Raw genomic sequence first — 14,730 nt, 5'->3', positions numbered from 1 at the left:
TATGTATCACCTTCGAGTACCGCAAACGGAAGAAGAGTTAGAAGCGTATTACCAGTTCCGCTGGGAAATGCTGCGCAAGCCACTGCATCAGCCAAAAGGATCTGAACGCGACGCCTGGGATGCGATGGCCCATCATCAGATGGTGATGGACGAAGAGGGCAACCTCGTCGCCGTCGGGCGACTGTATATCAACGCTGATAACGAAGCGTCGATTCGTTTTATGGCGGTTCACCCTTCCGTGCAGGATAAAGGGCTGGGGACGCTAATGGCGATGACGCTGGAGTCCGTCGCCCGTCAGGAAGGCGTTAAGCGCGTCACCTGTAGCGCCCGGGAAGATGCCGTGGAGTTTTTTGCCAAACTCGGTTTTGTTAACCAGGGTGAAATCACCGCTCCGCAAACCACGCCGATTCGCCACTTTTTGATGATCAAACCCATCGCCACGCTGGACGATATTCTTCATCGCGCGGACTGGTGCGGGCAGCTGCAGCAGGCCTGGTATGAACACATCCCTCTGAGTGAAAAGATGGGCGTGCGTATTCAGCAGTACACCGGGCAAAAATTCATTACCACCATGCCGGAAACCGGCAATCAGAACCCTCACCACACCCTGTTTGCCGGCAGCCTGTTTTCCCTGGCGACGCTCACCGGCTGGGGGCTGATCTGGCTAATGCTGCGCGAGCGGCATCTTGGCGGCACCATTATTCTGGCCGATGCCCACATTCGCTACAGCGCGCCGATCAGCGGCAAGCCGAGCGCGGTGGCTGACCTGGGCGCGCTGGGCGGCGATCTTGATCGTCTGGCACGTGGCCGCAAAGCGCGCGTGCAGATGCAGGTTGAGTTGTTCGGCGATGAAACGCCGGGCGCGGTGTTTGAAGGAACCTATATCGTTCTTCCTGCGAAGCCGTATGGCGCTTATGAAGAGGGTGGGAACGAGGAGGAGTAGTCTCTTCCGTTTTTATCGCCGGGCGGCACTGATCCGCCAGGCGATATCCCGCATCACGTCCCTCGCCGACTGACTCACGCCGCCAAGCTGAAAGAAACCGTGTATCACACCCAGCCACCGTTGGGCCGTGCACGTCACCCCCTGCTCTGAAAGATGCCGATACAGCATCTCGCCCTCATCACAGAGCGGATCATACTCAGCGGTAACAATATGCACTGGCGGAAGTCCGCAAAAATCATCCCGCCACAGTGGGCTGGCTTCTGGATGTTGGCGATCGGTGCTGGCCAGATACATTTCATACCCGCTGAGCAGGGTGTCGCGAGTGATGACATAATCCGCGCCGTTGAGAATATAGCTTTCAAAACGAGCCGTCGCGTCGAGCATTGGGTAGATCAGGATCAGCTGTGCTGGTTGCCAGACACCTTTCGCTTTGAGCCGCAGCGACGTCACCAGCGCCAGATGTGCCCCTGCACTGTCTCCGCAAAGGGTTATCCGGTTTCTGTTAACCCCAAGCCTGTCGGCATACTGCCAAACTAAATCTGCCCCTCTTTCAGCGTCGTCATGTGCGGCGGGGAAAAGATGTTCTGGCGCAAGCCGGTACTGCACCGCAACGATACGGCAGTTGCCTTTAAACGCCAGCTGGCGAAGCTGATTATCATGCGTTTCAAACCCACCGCTGACAAAACAACCGCCGTGATAGTAGATGGCTGCAGGTAAGGTTTCGGGTGCATTGAGAGGTGAAAACACCCGAAAGGTCATCTCCTCAAGAACGAGCGTTTCAACAAGGACGCGATTTTCAGTCTCACCGGCAAGTTCTGTGCTCGCAATGTACCCGGCTCTGCGGTCATCAATACTTTGCTTTCGCGGGGAGGGCCGTCCTGCCGCAATAAAATCCTGAACAAGCTTATTAATACCCTTTTCCAGCGCCATGGCTACGTCCTTACACTGTGTTTATATACAGCTTTATAGCCTGGTTTACGGCAGATGAAAACAGAGAAATTTGCGGGTGTGAACATTCTGGAAAGCGGCTCGCAAAACCTGCAACTACCTTGGCTATGCCCTTTAACTCTGTTTTTAATGTGGATATATTGCCTGAAAATTAACCGCAGATGATATACTAAGGTGATATATGAGTCTTTTGGCGGACCTTGATATGGGCAGAATACTTATCGATTTGTCTGATGACGTGATTCAACGTTTGGATAACCTCAAGCAATTGCGAAATCAACCACGTGCTGAACTGCTTCGCGAAGCGATTGAGCTGTATCTCGACCAGCAGAGTTCTTCTGTTATCCGAAATGCGCTTGGTCTGTGGGGAGACAGAAAAGAGGACGGGCTTGAGTATGAACGCAAGCTGCGTGAGGAGTGGTAATCATGGAGCACATGGCAGTGTTTGATACCAATATTCTCATTGATCTCTTCAACAACCGTGTTGAAGCTGCGGATGCGATTGAGCATACCGCGTCGCATCGTGCCATCAGCTTAATTACCTGGATGGAAGTGATGGTGGGCGCTCGCAGGCATGGTCATGAAGCGAAAACGGCAGCCGTGATGGGCGCTTTTGAAATTATTGATGTGTCTCGGGATATCGCGGAAAGAAGCGTTTTACTACGTGAGAAGCATGGGATGAAACTGCCTGATGCTATCATCCTGGCTACAGCGCAGAGCAGAAAATGTCCGTTGATTTCTCGCAACACGAAAGATTTTGCGGGTATTGACGAGGTCCTTACGCCTTACCAGGTGTAGGCCGGGCAAGCTCGCGCCGCCCGGCACTCTCACAGGAGATTACTCCCCTTCACCCGGGAACAGGAACGGGTTGATCGAGCTGCGGGCAAAGCCCTCCTGCTCCATCTTCGCATCCAGAATCAGCGAGGCGAGATCGTCCGCCACCGCTTCGACTTTCGGGTCTTTTTCCTGATACAGGATCTTCAGGTAGGTTCCGCAATCGCCGCAGCTTTCGGCTTTCACCGCCGCGTCTTCATTTTCCAGCGACCAGTAGTTGAGATCGCGAGTCTGCTCGCAGTTGCTGCACTTCACGCGCACCACGTGCCACTCGGTTTCACACAGGTTGCAGTGCAGGTAGCGCAGCCCCTGCGTGGTCCCAATCTGCACCATGCTGGAGACCGGCATTGAGCCGCACACCGGGCAGAACTGGCGCGCTTCGCCGTATTCGGCCCGGGCTTTGCCCGGGATCAGGCTCGCCATTTGCGCCCAGTAGAGCGACAGCGCGGCCCAGATAAACGGCGCTTTATCGCTGCTGACCAGCGAGAAGTCGGAGGCAAACAGCGCGCTCGCCATCTCTTCCAGCTCCAGGTCAGAGGCTTTTTCCAGGTTCTCAATGACAGCCAGCGCCGTGCCGCTCATTTCCGGCTTCAGCTCGGCAATCAGCGAATGCAGCAGCTTATGCCAGTGCTTGTCGCGCGGCAGGACGTGAATATCCAGCGGCGGCTTGCCCTGCTCGTTAGCTTCTTTGATGCGCGCGGTCAGGTCCATTTGCAGCGGGTGGTCGTACAGCACCACCTCCTGCGCATGGGCGACCAGCGCGGCAAAACGCAGAAAATCGCCCAGCGGGTTGTTCTCTGCCAGCTCGCGCAGACGCTCTGCGCGGCGGTTGTAGAGGTTCTTGAGTCTGGGGAATAACAACGGCGGAATATACTCCGCCGTACGTTTCTCGCTCGACCCCAGCTCATCTTGCGGGATTATGCGAATACTCATTCAGATGACTTTTCCTGTTTCTGGCGGACTTCACGGTACCAGCGCGGGTGATGTTTCTTCGCCCACGTTTTGGTTACCCATCCTTCCACCATCGCGGTAATGGTGCCTTTCACCCAGAGGGCGGCGTAAATATGCACCATGATAACCACAATTAACGCCACTGCGGCAAATGAATGCAGCATTAGCGCAAATCGGATCACCGGGATTGAGAAAGCAGGCGCAAAGTACGGACGCCAGATGATCACGCCGCTCACCAGCAACAGGACCAGGAAGATAATCGCCGCCCAGAATACGCATTTCTGGCCGAAGTTATAACGCCCGGTATCACCCACTTCCTCGTTGACGACGATCTTACGAATATTCTTCGCCCAAAAGATATCATCCCGATTGATTAGGTTATGGTGCCAGTAGCGGAAAAACATGATGATAAACGAGGCAAACATCACCACCCCCACGAACGGGTGAAGGATGCGCGCCAGCTGCGGCGTGCCCAGGATCTGCATCAGCCAGTTGAAGGAGGGGAAGAAGAACCCCAGCCCGCTTATCGCCGCCAGCATGAAGCAGAAGGCGGTGACCCAGTGGTTGATGCGTTCCGGCGCGGTGTAGCGCACGATGGTGTCACGTTTTCTCATTTGCGCACCTCGTCTTTCTCTTCATGCAGATTGTCGTCTTCCTCTTCCGCACGGTTCGGACCGACGCCGACGTAGTGGAAGATGCTCGCTGCGAAGGTGGCAGCAAAGCCCACCGCGGCCAGCGGTTTCCAGATGCCTTTCCAGAACTTCACGGTGGCGCTGATTTCCGGGTTCTCCGGCAGGCCGTGATACAGGTTCGGCTTGTCGGCGTGGTGCAGCACGTACATCACGTGCGTACCGCCAACCCCGGCCGGATCGTACAGGCCCGCGTTGTCGTAACCACGGGTTTTCAACTCGCCCACGCGCTCTGCCGCCAGCGTTTTCATATCCTCTTTGGAGCCAAAGTGGATAGCGCCGGTTGGGCAGGTCTTCACGCATGCAGGCTCCTGGCCCACGTTAACGCGGTCAACGCACAGGGTACATTTGTAGACGCGGTTGTCTTCCGGGTTCATGCGCGGCACGTCGAACGGACAGCCCGCGATGCAGTAGCCGCAGCCAATGCACTGCTCGGACTGGAAGTCGACGATGCCGTTGGCATACTGAATGATAGCCCCTTCTGACGGACACGCCTTCAGGCAGCCCGGATCCGCGCAGTGCATACAGCCGTCTTTGCGGATAAGCCATTCCAGCTTGTCGTTCTGCTCCACTTCCGAGAAACGCATTACCGTCCAGGACTTGGCGGTCAGGTCTGCCGGGTTGTCGTACACCCCGACGTTGTGACCCACTTCGTCACGGATGTCGTTCCACTCAGAGCAGGCCACCTGACAGGCTTTACAGCCGATACAGGTGGTCACGTCGATCAGCTTCGCCACTTCCTGCTGGTGGTCCCGCGCCTGAGGCGCGGGCGTGAAACCGTTAGTCGCGGAACGACGGATAATGTCTTGAGATTGATAAGCCATAAGTCGTCTCCGTTACACCTTTTCCACGTTCACGAGGAAGGCCTTAAACTCCGGCGTCTGCGTGTTCGCATCGCCGACGAACGGCGTCAGGGTGTTCGCAATGAACCCTTTCTTCGCCACGCCCTCATAGCCCCAGTGAATTGGGATGCCGATGGTATCCACCTGCTGACCGTGAACGTTCAGCGTGCGAATACGCTTGGTCACCACCGCCTTGGCCTTGATGTAGCCGCGGTTAGAGGAGACCTTCACGGTATCGCCATGGGCAATGCCGAGCTTGTTCGCCAGCTTCTCGCCGATCTCCACAAACTGTTCCGGCTGCGCGATGGCGTTAAGCAGCGCGTGCTTGGTCCAGTAGTGGAAGTGTTCGGTCAGACGGTAAGTGGTGCCCACGTAGGGGAACTTGTCTTTTTTACCCAGCGCTTCAAAGTCGCCCTTGAAGATACGCGCTGCCGGGTTAGAGACCACGTTCGGGTGCAGCGGGTTGGTGCCCAGCGGCGTCTCAAACGGCTCGTAGTGTTCCGGGAACGGACCTTCCGCCATCTTATCGATAGCAAACAGGCGGCCCATCCCTTCAGGCTGCATGATAAACGGCCCAACGTCGCTGCCCGGTGCGGCAGTGCTGTAGTCCGGAATATCCACGCCGCCCCATTTCGCGCCGTCCCACTTCAGCAGCTGACGCTTCGGATCCCACGGGTTACCCTGCGGGTCAGCGGAGGCACGGTTATAGAGGATGCGGCGGTTCAGCGGCCATGCCCATGCCCAGCCCAGCGTATTGCCGAGGCCTGACGGGTCGGCGTTATCGCGGTTGGCCATCTGGTTGCCTTTCGGCGTCCAGCTACCGGCAAAGATCCAGCAGCCGCTCGAGGTCGTACCATCATCACGCAGATGCGCGAAGGTGCTGAGCTGATCGCCTTTCTTAGCCAGCACGGTACCGGTGGCCGGGTCAATAACGTCCGCCAGCGCCTTACCGTTGCTCTCCATCGCCACTTCTTCCGGCGCAGGATTTTCCGGCGTCGAGTAGTTCCAGGTCATGTTCAGCACCGGCTCAGGGTTCGCGCCGCCTTCTGCCGCATACATCTTACGCAGGCGTAAGAAGATACCGGCCAGGATCTCGCCGTCGTTCATGGCGATGCCCGGGGCATCCGCGCCTTTCCAGTGCCACTGCAGCCAGCGGCCGGAGTTGACGATAGAACCGTTCTCTTCCGCGAAGCAGGTAGACGGCAGGCGGAACACTTCGGTCTGAATCTTCGACGGATCGACGTCGTTCGACTCGCCGTGGTTCTGCCAGAAGGTCGAGGTCTCGGTGTTGAGCGGGTCAATCGTCACCAGGAACTTCAGCTTCGAGAGGGATTCAACAACCTTGTTCTTGTTCGGGAACGACGCCACCGGGTTAAAGCCCTGGCAGATATAGCCGTTGACCTGGCCCTGGTGCATCATTTCGAAGTACTGGAGAACGTCGTAACCTTTGTCCCACTTCGGCAGCCAGTCAAAGCCCCAGCTGTTTTCCGCCGTCGCTTTGTCGCCGTAGAAGGCTTTCATCAGCGAGACGAAGAACTTCGGATAGTTGCCCCAGTAGTTCACCTGGCCTTCGAGCAGCGGTTTTGGCGTGCTGGCCGTCAGGTAGGTCTGCAGGTCAGTCTGTTTCTCGCTCGGCAGGTTCATGTAACCCGTCAGGCTCTGCGACAGCAGGCCGAGGTCGGTCAGACCCTGGATATTAGAGTGACCGCGCAGGGCGTTCACGCCGCCGCCTGCCATCCCCATGTTGCCGAGCAGCAGCTGCACCATTGCCATGGTACGGATGTTCTGCGCGCCGATGGAGTGCTGCGTCCAGCCGAGTGCATACAGGAACGACGCGGTTTTGTCCTTCGCGCTGGTCTCCGCGATCAGCTCGCAGACCTTCAGGAAGTCTGCTTTCGGCGTGCCGCAAATGTTCTCGACAACGTCCGGCGTGTAGCGGGAAACGTGCTCTTTCAGCAGGTTCCATACGCAGCGCGGGTGTTGAAGAGTGGTGTCGCGCTTCGCAAAGCCTTTCTCATCCAGCTCGTAGTTCCAGCTGGTTTTGTCGTACTTGCGTTTTTCCGCGTCATAACCGCTGAACAGGCCATCTTCGAAGTGGTAATCCTCACGCACGATCAGGCTGGCGTTGGTATAGGCTTCGGTGTACTCGCGGTTATATTTTTCGTTGGTCATCAGGTACAGCAGTACGCCTGACAGGAAAGTGATGTCAGTACCTGAACGAATAGGGGTGTAGAAATCCGCCACTGACGCAGTACGCGTAAAGCGGGGATCGATCACAATCAGTTTCGCACCGTTGTGGATTTTGGCTTCCATCGCCCAGCGGAACCCGACAGGGTGCGCTTCAGCGGCGTTACCGCCCATCACCACAATGAGGTTGGCGTTCTTGATGTCGACCCAGTGGTTGGTCATCGCACCGCGACCAAATGTTGGAGCAAGACTTGCTACCGTTGGTCCGTGTCAGACACGCGCCTGGTTGTCGACCGCGAGCATACCGAGTGCGCGCGTGAATTTCTGGGTTAAATAGCCGGTTTCGTTGCTGGAGGCAGAAGCACACAGCATCCCGGTGGAGAGCCAGCGGTTGACCGTAACGCCGTCGGCGTTCTTCTCAATAAAGTTGGCATCGCGGTCTTCTTTAATATGTTTTGCGATGCGGTCAAACGCCTCTTCCCAGCTGATTTGCTGCCATTTATCGGAGCCAGGTGCGCGATATTCCGGGAATTTCAGACGGCTTTCGGAGTGGATAAAGTCCACCAGACCGGCCCCTTTCGGGCACAGCGCGCCGCGGTTGACCGGATGGTCCGGGTCGCCTTCGATATGGAAAATAGACGCTTTGGCGTTTTTCGCACCGTCGCCGAGGCTATACATCAACAGCCCACAGCCGACGGAGCAGTACGTACAGGTGTTACGGGTTTCGCGGGTGCGCAGCAGTTTGTACTGCCGCGTTTCCGCCAGCGCTACGCCGGGCGCAAAGCCCAGTGCCGCCGCCGTGGTGCCTGCCATACCGCCAGCGCAGATCTTAAAGAACTGCCTTCTGCTGACCTGCATGGGTCACTCCTTGTTCGACATTGCTTATATATGTAGTTTTAACTTCGCGGTTGAGAATTGACCGCAAAGGAGAAAAATTTGCGTTAATCCCTCATTTCTCCGAGGGATATCATCAGAATACCACAATGTCGGTATACCTGTTCCAACGGCGTTAATACAAAGTGAACGTATTATCACTGTGTTGATTATAAAGTGTGACACTGATCACACTATAAGCTCTGCATGTTAAAGGGGTGTAGCGGGGGCCGGGTTGCACCTCTTCTTAATGAGTAGGACAATGAGTGTCGAAAAGTTGATCCATACTATGCGTAAGGCCTGCGGTTTATGCTGCAATAGCAGGCCTACTTCCGTGGTTGTTCAGGAATACCGCTGTGTCTAAACAAAACCGTGCTACCCGCTCATCGCCACTGCCTGCGGGCATTGTGGAAATGTCGGTACGCAGACCGCCCCGCATTACCCATGCCACACCCGATTTTCTGGCTGAAGAAGTGCCCGTTGCCCTCGTTTACAACGGTATTTCGCACGTGGTGATGATGGCCTCACCCAAAGATCTCGAACTGTTCGCCATCGGTTTTTCCCTTTCGGAAGGCATCATTTCGCACCCGCAGGAGATCTACGGCATGGACGTGGTTCAGGCGTGTAACGGTCTTGAAGTGCAAATCGAACTCTCCAGCCGCCGCTTTATGGGGCTGAAAGAGCGCCGCCGCGCGCTGGCCGGGCGTACCGGGTGCGGTGTCTGTGGTGTTGAGCAGCTTAATGATATTGGCAAGCCCGTTGCGCCACTGCCGTTTACCCAGACCTTCAATCTGGCGCATCTCGACCGTGCGCTGGAAAATCTCAACGATGTTCAGCCCATCGGCCAACTGAGCGGCTGCACGCACGCGGCGGCGTGGGTATTGCCGTCAGGAGATATTGCTGGAGGGCATGAGGACGTGGGCCGCCACGTCGCGCTCGACAAGCTATTAGGCCGTCGTGCGGGGGAAAGCGATCTCTGGCAGCAGGGCGCGGCGCTTGTTTCCAGCCGCGCCAGCTATGAGATGGTGCAGAAGTCCGCGATGTGCGGCGTGGAGATTCTGTTTGCGGTGTCGGCGGCAACCACGCTGGCGGTGGAGGTGGCGGAGCGCTGCAATCTGACGCTGGTGGGGTTCTGCAAGCCGGGCAGGGCGACGATTTATACCCATCCGCAGCGGTTAATGGTTGATCAGTAATTTTGAACGATAATAGCAAATCCTTCCGCTTTTAGTTGTTCAGTATGAGGGCTAGTATTTATCTCATCAAGGCACGGTGCCTTACCTAAACAACTTAATGAAAGGGTTTATATCATGAAAAGCATCAAAACTTTTGTCGCTGTAATCGCTCTGGCTGCTTCTTTCAGTTCTTTCGCTGCACAAACAGTGACCGCCTCTGCCTCCACCATTGATAGCGCAGAAGCGAAAATCGCGGCTCAGGCTCAGGAAGCGGGCGCGTCATCCTACAAAATTACCCAGGCGTTCACCGGTAACCGCGTACACATGACCGCTGAACTGAACAAATAATTTCGCTATACCGTCGAAAGAGCGCCCCTGGGGCGCTTTTTTAGTTTATACCCGCCAGACGCAGCAGCGCCGTCACCACCGCCGCCGCGACGATCACCACAATTAACGGCATTTTTCGCCATGCCAGGAACACCGCGAACCCCACGCCCAGCACGCGCGCCATGCCCGCAAAATGTTCCCCTTCATAAAACGTGGTCGCCAGCGCGACGGAGAACAGCAAAACGGTAGCCGCATCGGAAAGCAGCGCCTGCGAACGTTCAGAAAGCGCCAGCCGGTTGCCCAGCTTTGCCCCGCCGAGACGCATCAGGTAGGTTCCGGCAGAAAGAATGGCGATGCCGAGAATAAAAAACGTCATGTTTCCCATTATTTTTTCCTCGCAGCGAGACCGAGTAACGAAAGCAGAACCGGTAAACCCACCGGGGCAAACGGCACGGCAGCCAGTGATAGCGCGGCACCGCTGCAGGCGCGGATCAGCGTGGTACGGTTTTTAAACGCGGGTACCACTAACGCCAGCAGGATCGCCGGAAACACCGCGTCCAGCCCGATGGTCTCCGGGTCCGGCAGCAGTTTACCGACCATGGCACCCAGCAGCGCCCCCACCGGCCAGATAATCGCCACGCCTAAACCGCACAGCCAGTAGGCCGCTTTACGCTGCTCGGGCGTTTTTTGCGACAGGCCAAACACCACGCTTTCATCGTTCATGATGTGACAGCCGAGATAGCTCAAACCCCGTTTGCCCACCAGTTCACGCACCGTCACGCCAAACGGCACATGGCGCGCGTTGACCAGCAAACCGGCGGCCGCTGCCGCCAGCGGGTTACCTCCGCTTGCCACAATGCCGATAAACATAAACTCGGATGCGCCTGCCAGCACCGTGAGGGAAAGCACAAACGGCACCCACAGCGGAAAACCGTAGGCCATCGCCAGGGAGCCGTAAGACATGCCGACCACGCCTACCGCGAGGCAGACCAAAATTATCGCTTTTATCGTGTCGCCTTTCAGGCAAGAGAGGGGATTCTTCATATCATTTTAGCCATATCGAACGTATTTCCATTATAATGAACGCATCACAATCGTTTTACAAGATGAACGAATCGTTCGTTATAGAGAGAAAGAGGCCGTTTTTATGACGCAGCCAATCAGCGTGATCGCCAAAAGCCTGGTGCGGGAACGCCTGCGAACCGGGCTGTCACTGGCGGAAATTGCCCGCCGTGCCGGGATCGCCAAATCTACGCTTTCTCAGCTGGAGTCTGGCAACGGCAATCCTAGCCTGGAAACGCTCTGGTCGCTTTGCGTGGCGCTGGATATCCCATTTGCCCGGTTACTGGAGCCGCAGCAGCCCGTCACGAAGGTGATCCGCCGCGGCGAGGGCACCAAGGTGGTTGCCGGGCAGGCAAACTACGAGGCGATTTTGCTGGCGGCGTGTCCGCCGGGCGCGCGTCGTGATATCTATCTGCTGCTGACGCAGCCGGGCGCAGATCGTATTTCCCAGCCGCATCCGCCGGGGTCGGTTGAGCATATTATCGTGACCCAGGGGCGGGCGATGGTCGGCCTGATCGACGCCGCGGAAGAACTCAGCCCGGGCGATTACATTTGCTACCCTGCCGATCAGCCGCATATCTTTAAGGCGCTGGAGCCAGACACCCACGCCCTTCTGGTGGCGGAACAAAATTAACGAAGATACGGAAAATCATGTCGCTCAAAGCCATTGCTAAAGAACTGGGGCTGTCCGTCACTACCGTCAGCCGCGCCCTCAACGGGTATGACGATGTTTCTGCTGAGACGCGCGCCCGCGTGGAGGCGGAGGCTCAGCGCCGTGGCTACCGACCTAACACCTTCGCCCGCCGCCTCAAGATGGGTAAAATCGACGCCGTCGGGCTGGTCTTTCCCGTACACCCTGTTCCGCTCAATAACAGCGTATTTATGGACATGGTCGGCGAAATTAGCCACGAACTGGCGCGACATGAGATCGACTTATTGCTCATCGCCGACGACGATCTGGCCGATAAGCACAGCTATATGCGCATGGTGCAAAGCCGCCGCGTCGACGCGCTGATCGTGGCGCACACGCTGGATCACGATCCGCGTCTTGAGCAACTTCAGGCCGCCGGGTTCCCCTTTCTGGCGCTCGGGCGCAGCCAGCTGCCGCAGCCGTACGCGTGGTTTGACTTCGACAACTATGCCGGTACGCATCAGGCCACCCGCTGGCTGATCGAGAAAGGCCATCAGCGCATTGCGCTACTGGGCGAGATCAATAATCAGGCATTCATCACCCAGCGTCGTCATGGCTATCTGGACGCGCTGCGGGAAGCCGGGCTTTCCAGCGAATGGCTGCGCGCCATGCCCCCTTCGCGTCGCGTGGGGTATGCCACCACGAAAGAACTTCTCTCCCTGCCGCAGCCGCCCACGGCCATCATTACCGACTGCAACACCCACGGCGACGGCGCGGCGATGGCGCTGGCGGAACTGGGCCGCCTGACAGGCGAGAACGCCGTTGCGCTGGTGGTTTATGACGGACTTCCGCAGGACAGCATCGTTGATGCTGACGTGGCGGCAGTGATCCAGTCCACTCGTCAGGGCGTCGGGAAACAGATTGCCGATATGGTGCGCCAGCTGATTAACGGCGACGACGTCGAACGGCTCCAGGTGCTCTGGCAGCCCGAATTCTTCCCGGGCCAGACGGCCTAAACCGCGTAAATTTCCAAACCCGATCACAGATCCGAAACGTTTTGGTTTGTATCCGAAACGTTTCGGATCAACACTCAAGGCATCCCGACGACAGGAGATGTCTGATGCAAGATGCCATTTTACGACTCGAAAGCACCACGGTTGACGTGGTGATAAAAACCCAACCGTTCGCCGAAATTCTCTACTGGGGGCCGCACCTTCAGCACTTTTCGCCGCAGAATGTCGCTACGCTGGCGCGGCCGGTGGCAAACGGCAGGCTGGATGTGGACTCCCCGGTAACGCTGATGGCCGAGCTGGGGCACGGGCTGTTTGGCTCGCCCGGTATTGAGGGGCATCGCCAGGGGCTGGACGGTTCCCCGGTGTTTAAAACCACGCAGGTGCAGCAGGACGTAAACACCCTGACGATAACCGCCGAAGATGGATGCGCGGGCCTGCGTCTGACCAGCGAGCTGACGCTGGAGGCCAGCGGCGTGCTGGTGGTGCGCCATGGAGTAACCAACCTGAAAGCGCTGGCGTGGCAGGTGGACCGATTCGCCGTCACGCTGCCGGTGGCCGAGCGCGCGCAGGAGGTTATGGCCTTTCACGGACGCTGGATCAGGGAATTTCAGCCGCACCGCGTCACGCTTGAACACGACAGCTTTGTCATTGAAAACCGTCGGGGTAAAACGTCCCACGAACATTTTCCGGCGCTGATCGCCGGTACGCCATCGTTCAGCGAAATGCAGGGCGACGTCTGGGGCGTGCATCTGGGCTGGAGCGGCAACCACCGCCTGCGCGCCGAAGCGAAAACCGATGGTCGCCGTTATATACAGGCCGAAGCGCTCTACCTGCCGGGTGAAATGGCGATTGAAGAGGGCGAAACGCTCTGGACGCCGCGCCTGTATGCCAGCTACTCCCCGCACGGGCTGAACGGCATGAGCCAGCAGTTGCACCGCTACCTGCGCGACAGCATCATCCGCTTCCCGGAAAACAAACCGCGCCCGGTACACCTCAATACCTGGGAGGGGATCTACTTCAGCCACGATCCGGAGTACATCATGCGCATGGCCGATGAGGCCGCCGCGCTGGGCGTGGAGCGCTTTATCATTGACGACGGCTGGTTCAAAGGCCGCAACGACGACCATGCCGCGCTGGGCGACTGGTACCTGGATGAGAAAAAATACCCGAACGGCCTGACGCCGGTAATCAGTCACGTTAAACGGCTCGGCATGGAGTTTGGCATCTGGATCGAGCCGGAGATGATTAACCCGGATTCCGATCTGTATCGCGCGCATCCTGACTGGGTGCTGGCGCTGCCGGGCTATCCCCAGGCGACCGGACGGCACCAGCTGGTGCTTAATCTCAACATCCCAGAGGCCTTTGATTATCTTGTGGAGCGCATGAGCTGGCTGCTGGGCGAGCACGAGGTTGACTACGTGAAATGGGACATGAACCGCGAGCTGGTGCAGCCCGGGCACAACGGTAAAGCCGCCGCCGACGCGCAGACCCGCCAGTTTTACCGCCTGCTGGACGTGCTGGGCGAGCGTTTTCCGCACATTGAATTTGAGTCCTGCTCCTCCGGCGGGGGGCGAATCGATTATGAAGTGCTGACCCGCAGCCACCGCTTCTGGGCTTCCGACAACAACGACGCGCTGGAGCGCAACACGATCCAGCGCGGCATGAGCTATTTCTTCCCGCCGGAGGTGATGGGGGCGCATATCGGTCATCATAAATGTCACGCTACCTTCCGCCAGCACAGCATCGCTTTCCGTGGGCTGACGGCGCTGTTTGGGCATATGGGGCTGGAGTTGGATCCGCTCACCGTCGATGCGCAGGAGCGTGAGGGCTATCGCCATTATGCCGCGCTGTATAAGCGGTGGCGTGAGGTGATTCATCACGGTACCCAATGGCGCGTGGACATGCCGGATGCCACCACGCTGGCGCAGGGTATAGTGAGTGAAGACAAAGCGCAGGGGCTGTTTATGGTCAGCCAGCTCGCGATGCCGGATTACACCCTGTTGATGCCGCTGCGCATGCCGGGGCTAGACGCCAGCGCGCAGTACCGCATCACGCTGCTGGATCACCCGAACATTCAGATCACGGGCGAGGGCGGGCACACCATGCGCAAGCTGCCGGCGTGGATGGAAGCCCCGCAAACGGCAAGCGGCGAATGGCTGATGCGGGCGGGTATTGCGCTGCCGATTCTGGATCCGGAAACCGCCATTCTGATTGGCGTAGATCGCGTGTAAAGGTGACGGGCCGGGCAGCCGGCCCCC

The 14,730-nt window shown here is 57.8% G+C and carries 15 protein-coding genes; 8 read left to right on the top strand and 7 right to left on the bottom strand.

All coding sequences use genetic code 11. The annotated features are described in order from the left end of the window. The first annotated feature begins 1 nt into the window (after position 1). Positions 2–943 carry a fatty acid biosynthesis protein FabY gene (fabY, locus tag IM314_RS18185; protein WP_028014875.1) on the top strand — a complete coding sequence of 314 codons (942 nt, stop codon included), beginning with the start codon at positions 2–4 and terminating at the stop codon, positions 941–943. Positions 944–955: 12 nt separating this feature from the next. Here fabY and IM314_RS18180 read toward each other — a convergent pair whose 3' ends face one another. Next, positions 956–1,873 carry an alpha/beta hydrolase gene (locus IM314_RS18180; protein ID WP_193359234.1) on the bottom strand — a complete coding sequence of 306 codons (918 nt, stop codon included), beginning with the start codon at positions 1,871–1,873 and terminating at the stop codon, positions 956–958. A 199-nt stretch (positions 1,874–2,072) separates the two neighbouring features. Between IM314_RS18180 and IM314_RS18175 the strand changes: the two genes are divergently transcribed. Both IM314_RS18175 and IM314_RS18170 read left to right on the top strand, forming a co-directional pair. After that, positions 2,073–2,315 (top strand): ribbon-helix-helix domain-containing protein, encoded by a 243-nt coding sequence (locus tag IM314_RS18175; protein WP_060573391.1) that lies wholly within the window; start codon positions 2,073–2,075, stop codon positions 2,313–2,315. A 2-nt stretch (positions 2,316–2,317) separates the two neighbouring features. After that, positions 2,318–2,689 (top strand): type II toxin-antitoxin system VapC family toxin, encoded by a 372-nt coding sequence (locus IM314_RS18170; protein WP_077266491.1) that lies wholly within the window; start codon positions 2,318–2,320, stop codon positions 2,687–2,689. Between the two features lie 39 nt (positions 2,690–2,728). On the opposite strand, the gene fdhE is transcribed toward IM314_RS18170, so the two are convergent. From fdhE to fdnG, 4 genes are read right to left on the bottom strand one after another with little or no spacing between them, the layout of a single operon-like run. Beyond that, a complete protein-coding gene (gene fdhE / locus IM314_RS18165) occupies positions 2,729–3,658 on the bottom strand; it encodes a formate dehydrogenase accessory protein FdhE (protein ID WP_028014872.1) in 930 nt (309 codons plus the stop codon). Beyond that, positions 3,655–4,290, bottom strand: coding sequence for a formate dehydrogenase cytochrome b556 subunit (gene fdoI, locus IM314_RS18160; RefSeq protein WP_015569914.1), 636 nt, complete (start codon positions 4,288–4,290; stop codon positions 3,655–3,657). Before fdoI ends, fdhE begins: the two co-directional genes overlap by 4 nt. Then, on the bottom strand, positions 4,287–5,189 hold the full coding sequence (gene fdxH / locus IM314_RS18155; protein ID WP_003861960.1) for a formate dehydrogenase subunit beta: 903 nt from the start codon (positions 5,187–5,189) through the stop codon (positions 4,287–4,289). Before fdxH ends, fdoI begins: the two co-directional genes overlap by 4 nt. Before the next feature lie 12 nt (positions 5,190–5,201). After that, on the bottom strand, positions 5,202–8,252 hold the full coding sequence (gene fdnG, locus IM314_RS18150; RefSeq protein ID WP_193359235.1) for a formate dehydrogenase-N subunit alpha: 3,051 nt from the start codon (positions 8,250–8,252) through the stop codon (positions 5,202–5,204). A gap of 371 nt (positions 8,253–8,623) precedes the next feature. On the opposite strand from fdnG, the gene fdhD reads away from it, so the two are divergent. Together fdhD and IM314_RS18140 are read left to right on the top strand one after the other, a co-directional pair. After that, on the top strand, positions 8,624–9,460 hold the full coding sequence (gene fdhD, locus IM314_RS18145; protein WP_041911777.1) for a formate dehydrogenase accessory sulfurtransferase FdhD: 837 nt from the start codon (positions 8,624–8,626) through the stop codon (positions 9,458–9,460). Between the two features lie 114 nt (positions 9,461–9,574). Further along, complete coding sequence (locus IM314_RS18140; protein ID WP_193359236.1) at positions 9,575–9,787, top strand: DUF1471 domain-containing protein; 213 nt, start codon at positions 9,575–9,577, stop codon at positions 9,785–9,787. 40 nt (positions 9,788–9,827) lie between these two features. On the opposite strand, the gene IM314_RS18135 is transcribed toward IM314_RS18140, so the two are convergent. Together IM314_RS18135 and IM314_RS18130 are read right to left on the bottom strand one after the other, a co-directional pair. Beyond that, positions 9,828–10,151: an AzlD domain-containing protein gene (locus tag IM314_RS18135; protein WP_028014868.1), complete on the bottom strand. Its 324-nt coding sequence runs from the start codon at positions 10,149–10,151 to the stop codon at positions 9,828–9,830. Further along, complete coding sequence (locus tag IM314_RS18130) at positions 10,151–10,810, bottom strand: AzlC family ABC transporter permease (protein WP_028014867.1); 660 nt, start codon at positions 10,808–10,810, stop codon at positions 10,151–10,153. The genes IM314_RS18135 and IM314_RS18130 overlap by 1 nt, the downstream gene beginning before the upstream one ends. Before the next feature lie 103 nt (positions 10,811–10,913). Between IM314_RS18130 and IM314_RS18125 the strand changes: the two genes are divergently transcribed. From IM314_RS18125 to IM314_RS18115, 3 genes are all read left to right on the top strand, one after another. After that, positions 10,914–11,462 carry a helix-turn-helix domain-containing protein gene (locus tag IM314_RS18125; protein ID WP_193359237.1) on the top strand — a complete coding sequence of 183 codons (549 nt, stop codon included), beginning with the start codon at positions 10,914–10,916 and terminating at the stop codon, positions 11,460–11,462. Between the two features lie 17 nt (positions 11,463–11,479). After that, positions 11,480–12,475 carry a LacI family DNA-binding transcriptional regulator gene (locus IM314_RS18120; RefSeq protein WP_193359238.1) on the top strand — a complete coding sequence of 332 codons (996 nt, stop codon included), beginning with the start codon at positions 11,480–11,482 and terminating at the stop codon, positions 12,473–12,475. Positions 12,476–12,579: 104 nt separating this feature from the next. Continuing rightward, on the top strand, positions 12,580–14,703 hold the full coding sequence (locus tag IM314_RS18115; protein WP_193359239.1) for an alpha-galactosidase: 2,124 nt from the start codon (positions 12,580–12,582) through the stop codon (positions 14,701–14,703). Positions 14,704–14,730: the final 27 nt, after the last annotated feature.

The organism is Enterobacter cloacae complex sp. P42RS (assembly GCF_014930595.1).
GTDB lineage: Bacteria > Pseudomonadota > Gammaproteobacteria > Enterobacterales > Enterobacteriaceae > Enterobacter > Enterobacter bugandensis.
The sequence above is the reverse complement of the archived record's forward strand: the minus strand, read 5'-3'. Positions and strand labels throughout refer to the sequence as shown.

Bases quoted from the DNA above. Each gene is read 5' to 3' on its own strand.
- IM314_RS18120 (WP_193359238.1), top strand. From the start codon at position 11,480: ATGTCGCTCAAAGCCATTGCTAAAGAACTGGGGCTGTCCGTCACTACC.
- fabY (WP_028014875.1), top strand. From the start codon at position 2: ATGTATCACCTTCGAGTACCGCAAACGGAAGAAGAGTTAGAAGCGTAT.
- IM314_RS18140 (WP_193359236.1), top strand. From the start codon at position 9,575: ATGAAAAGCATCAAAACTTTTGTCGCTGTAATCGCTCTGGCTGCTTCT.
- fdoI (WP_015569914.1), bottom strand. From the start codon at position 4,290: ATGAGAAAACGTGACACCATCGTGCGCTACACCGCGCCGGAACGCATC.
- IM314_RS18130 (WP_028014867.1), bottom strand. From the start codon at position 10,810: ATGAAGAATCCCCTCTCTTGCCTGAAAGGCGACACGATAAAAGCGATA.
- fdhE (WP_028014872.1), bottom strand. From the start codon at position 3,658: ATGAGTATTCGCATAATCCCGCAAGATGAGCTGGGGTCGAGCGAGAAA.
- IM314_RS18180 (WP_193359234.1), bottom strand. From the start codon at position 1,873: ATGGCGCTGGAAAAGGGTATTAATAAGCTTGTTCAGGATTTTATTGCG.
- IM314_RS18115 (WP_193359239.1), top strand. From the start codon at position 12,580: ATGCAAGATGCCATTTTACGACTCGAAAGCACCACGGTTGACGTGGTG.
- IM314_RS18125 (WP_193359237.1), top strand. From the start codon at position 10,914: ATGACGCAGCCAATCAGCGTGATCGCCAAAAGCCTGGTGCGGGAACGC.
- IM314_RS18175 (WP_060573391.1), top strand. From the start codon at position 2,073: ATGAGTCTTTTGGCGGACCTTGATATGGGCAGAATACTTATCGATTTG.
- fdxH (WP_003861960.1), bottom strand. From the start codon at position 5,189: ATGGCTTATCAATCTCAAGACATTATCCGTCGTTCCGCGACTAACGGT.
- IM314_RS18170 (WP_077266491.1), top strand. From the start codon at position 2,318: ATGGAGCACATGGCAGTGTTTGATACCAATATTCTCATTGATCTCTTC.
- IM314_RS18135 (WP_028014868.1), bottom strand. From the start codon at position 10,151: ATGGGAAACATGACGTTTTTTATTCTCGGCATCGCCATTCTTTCTGCC.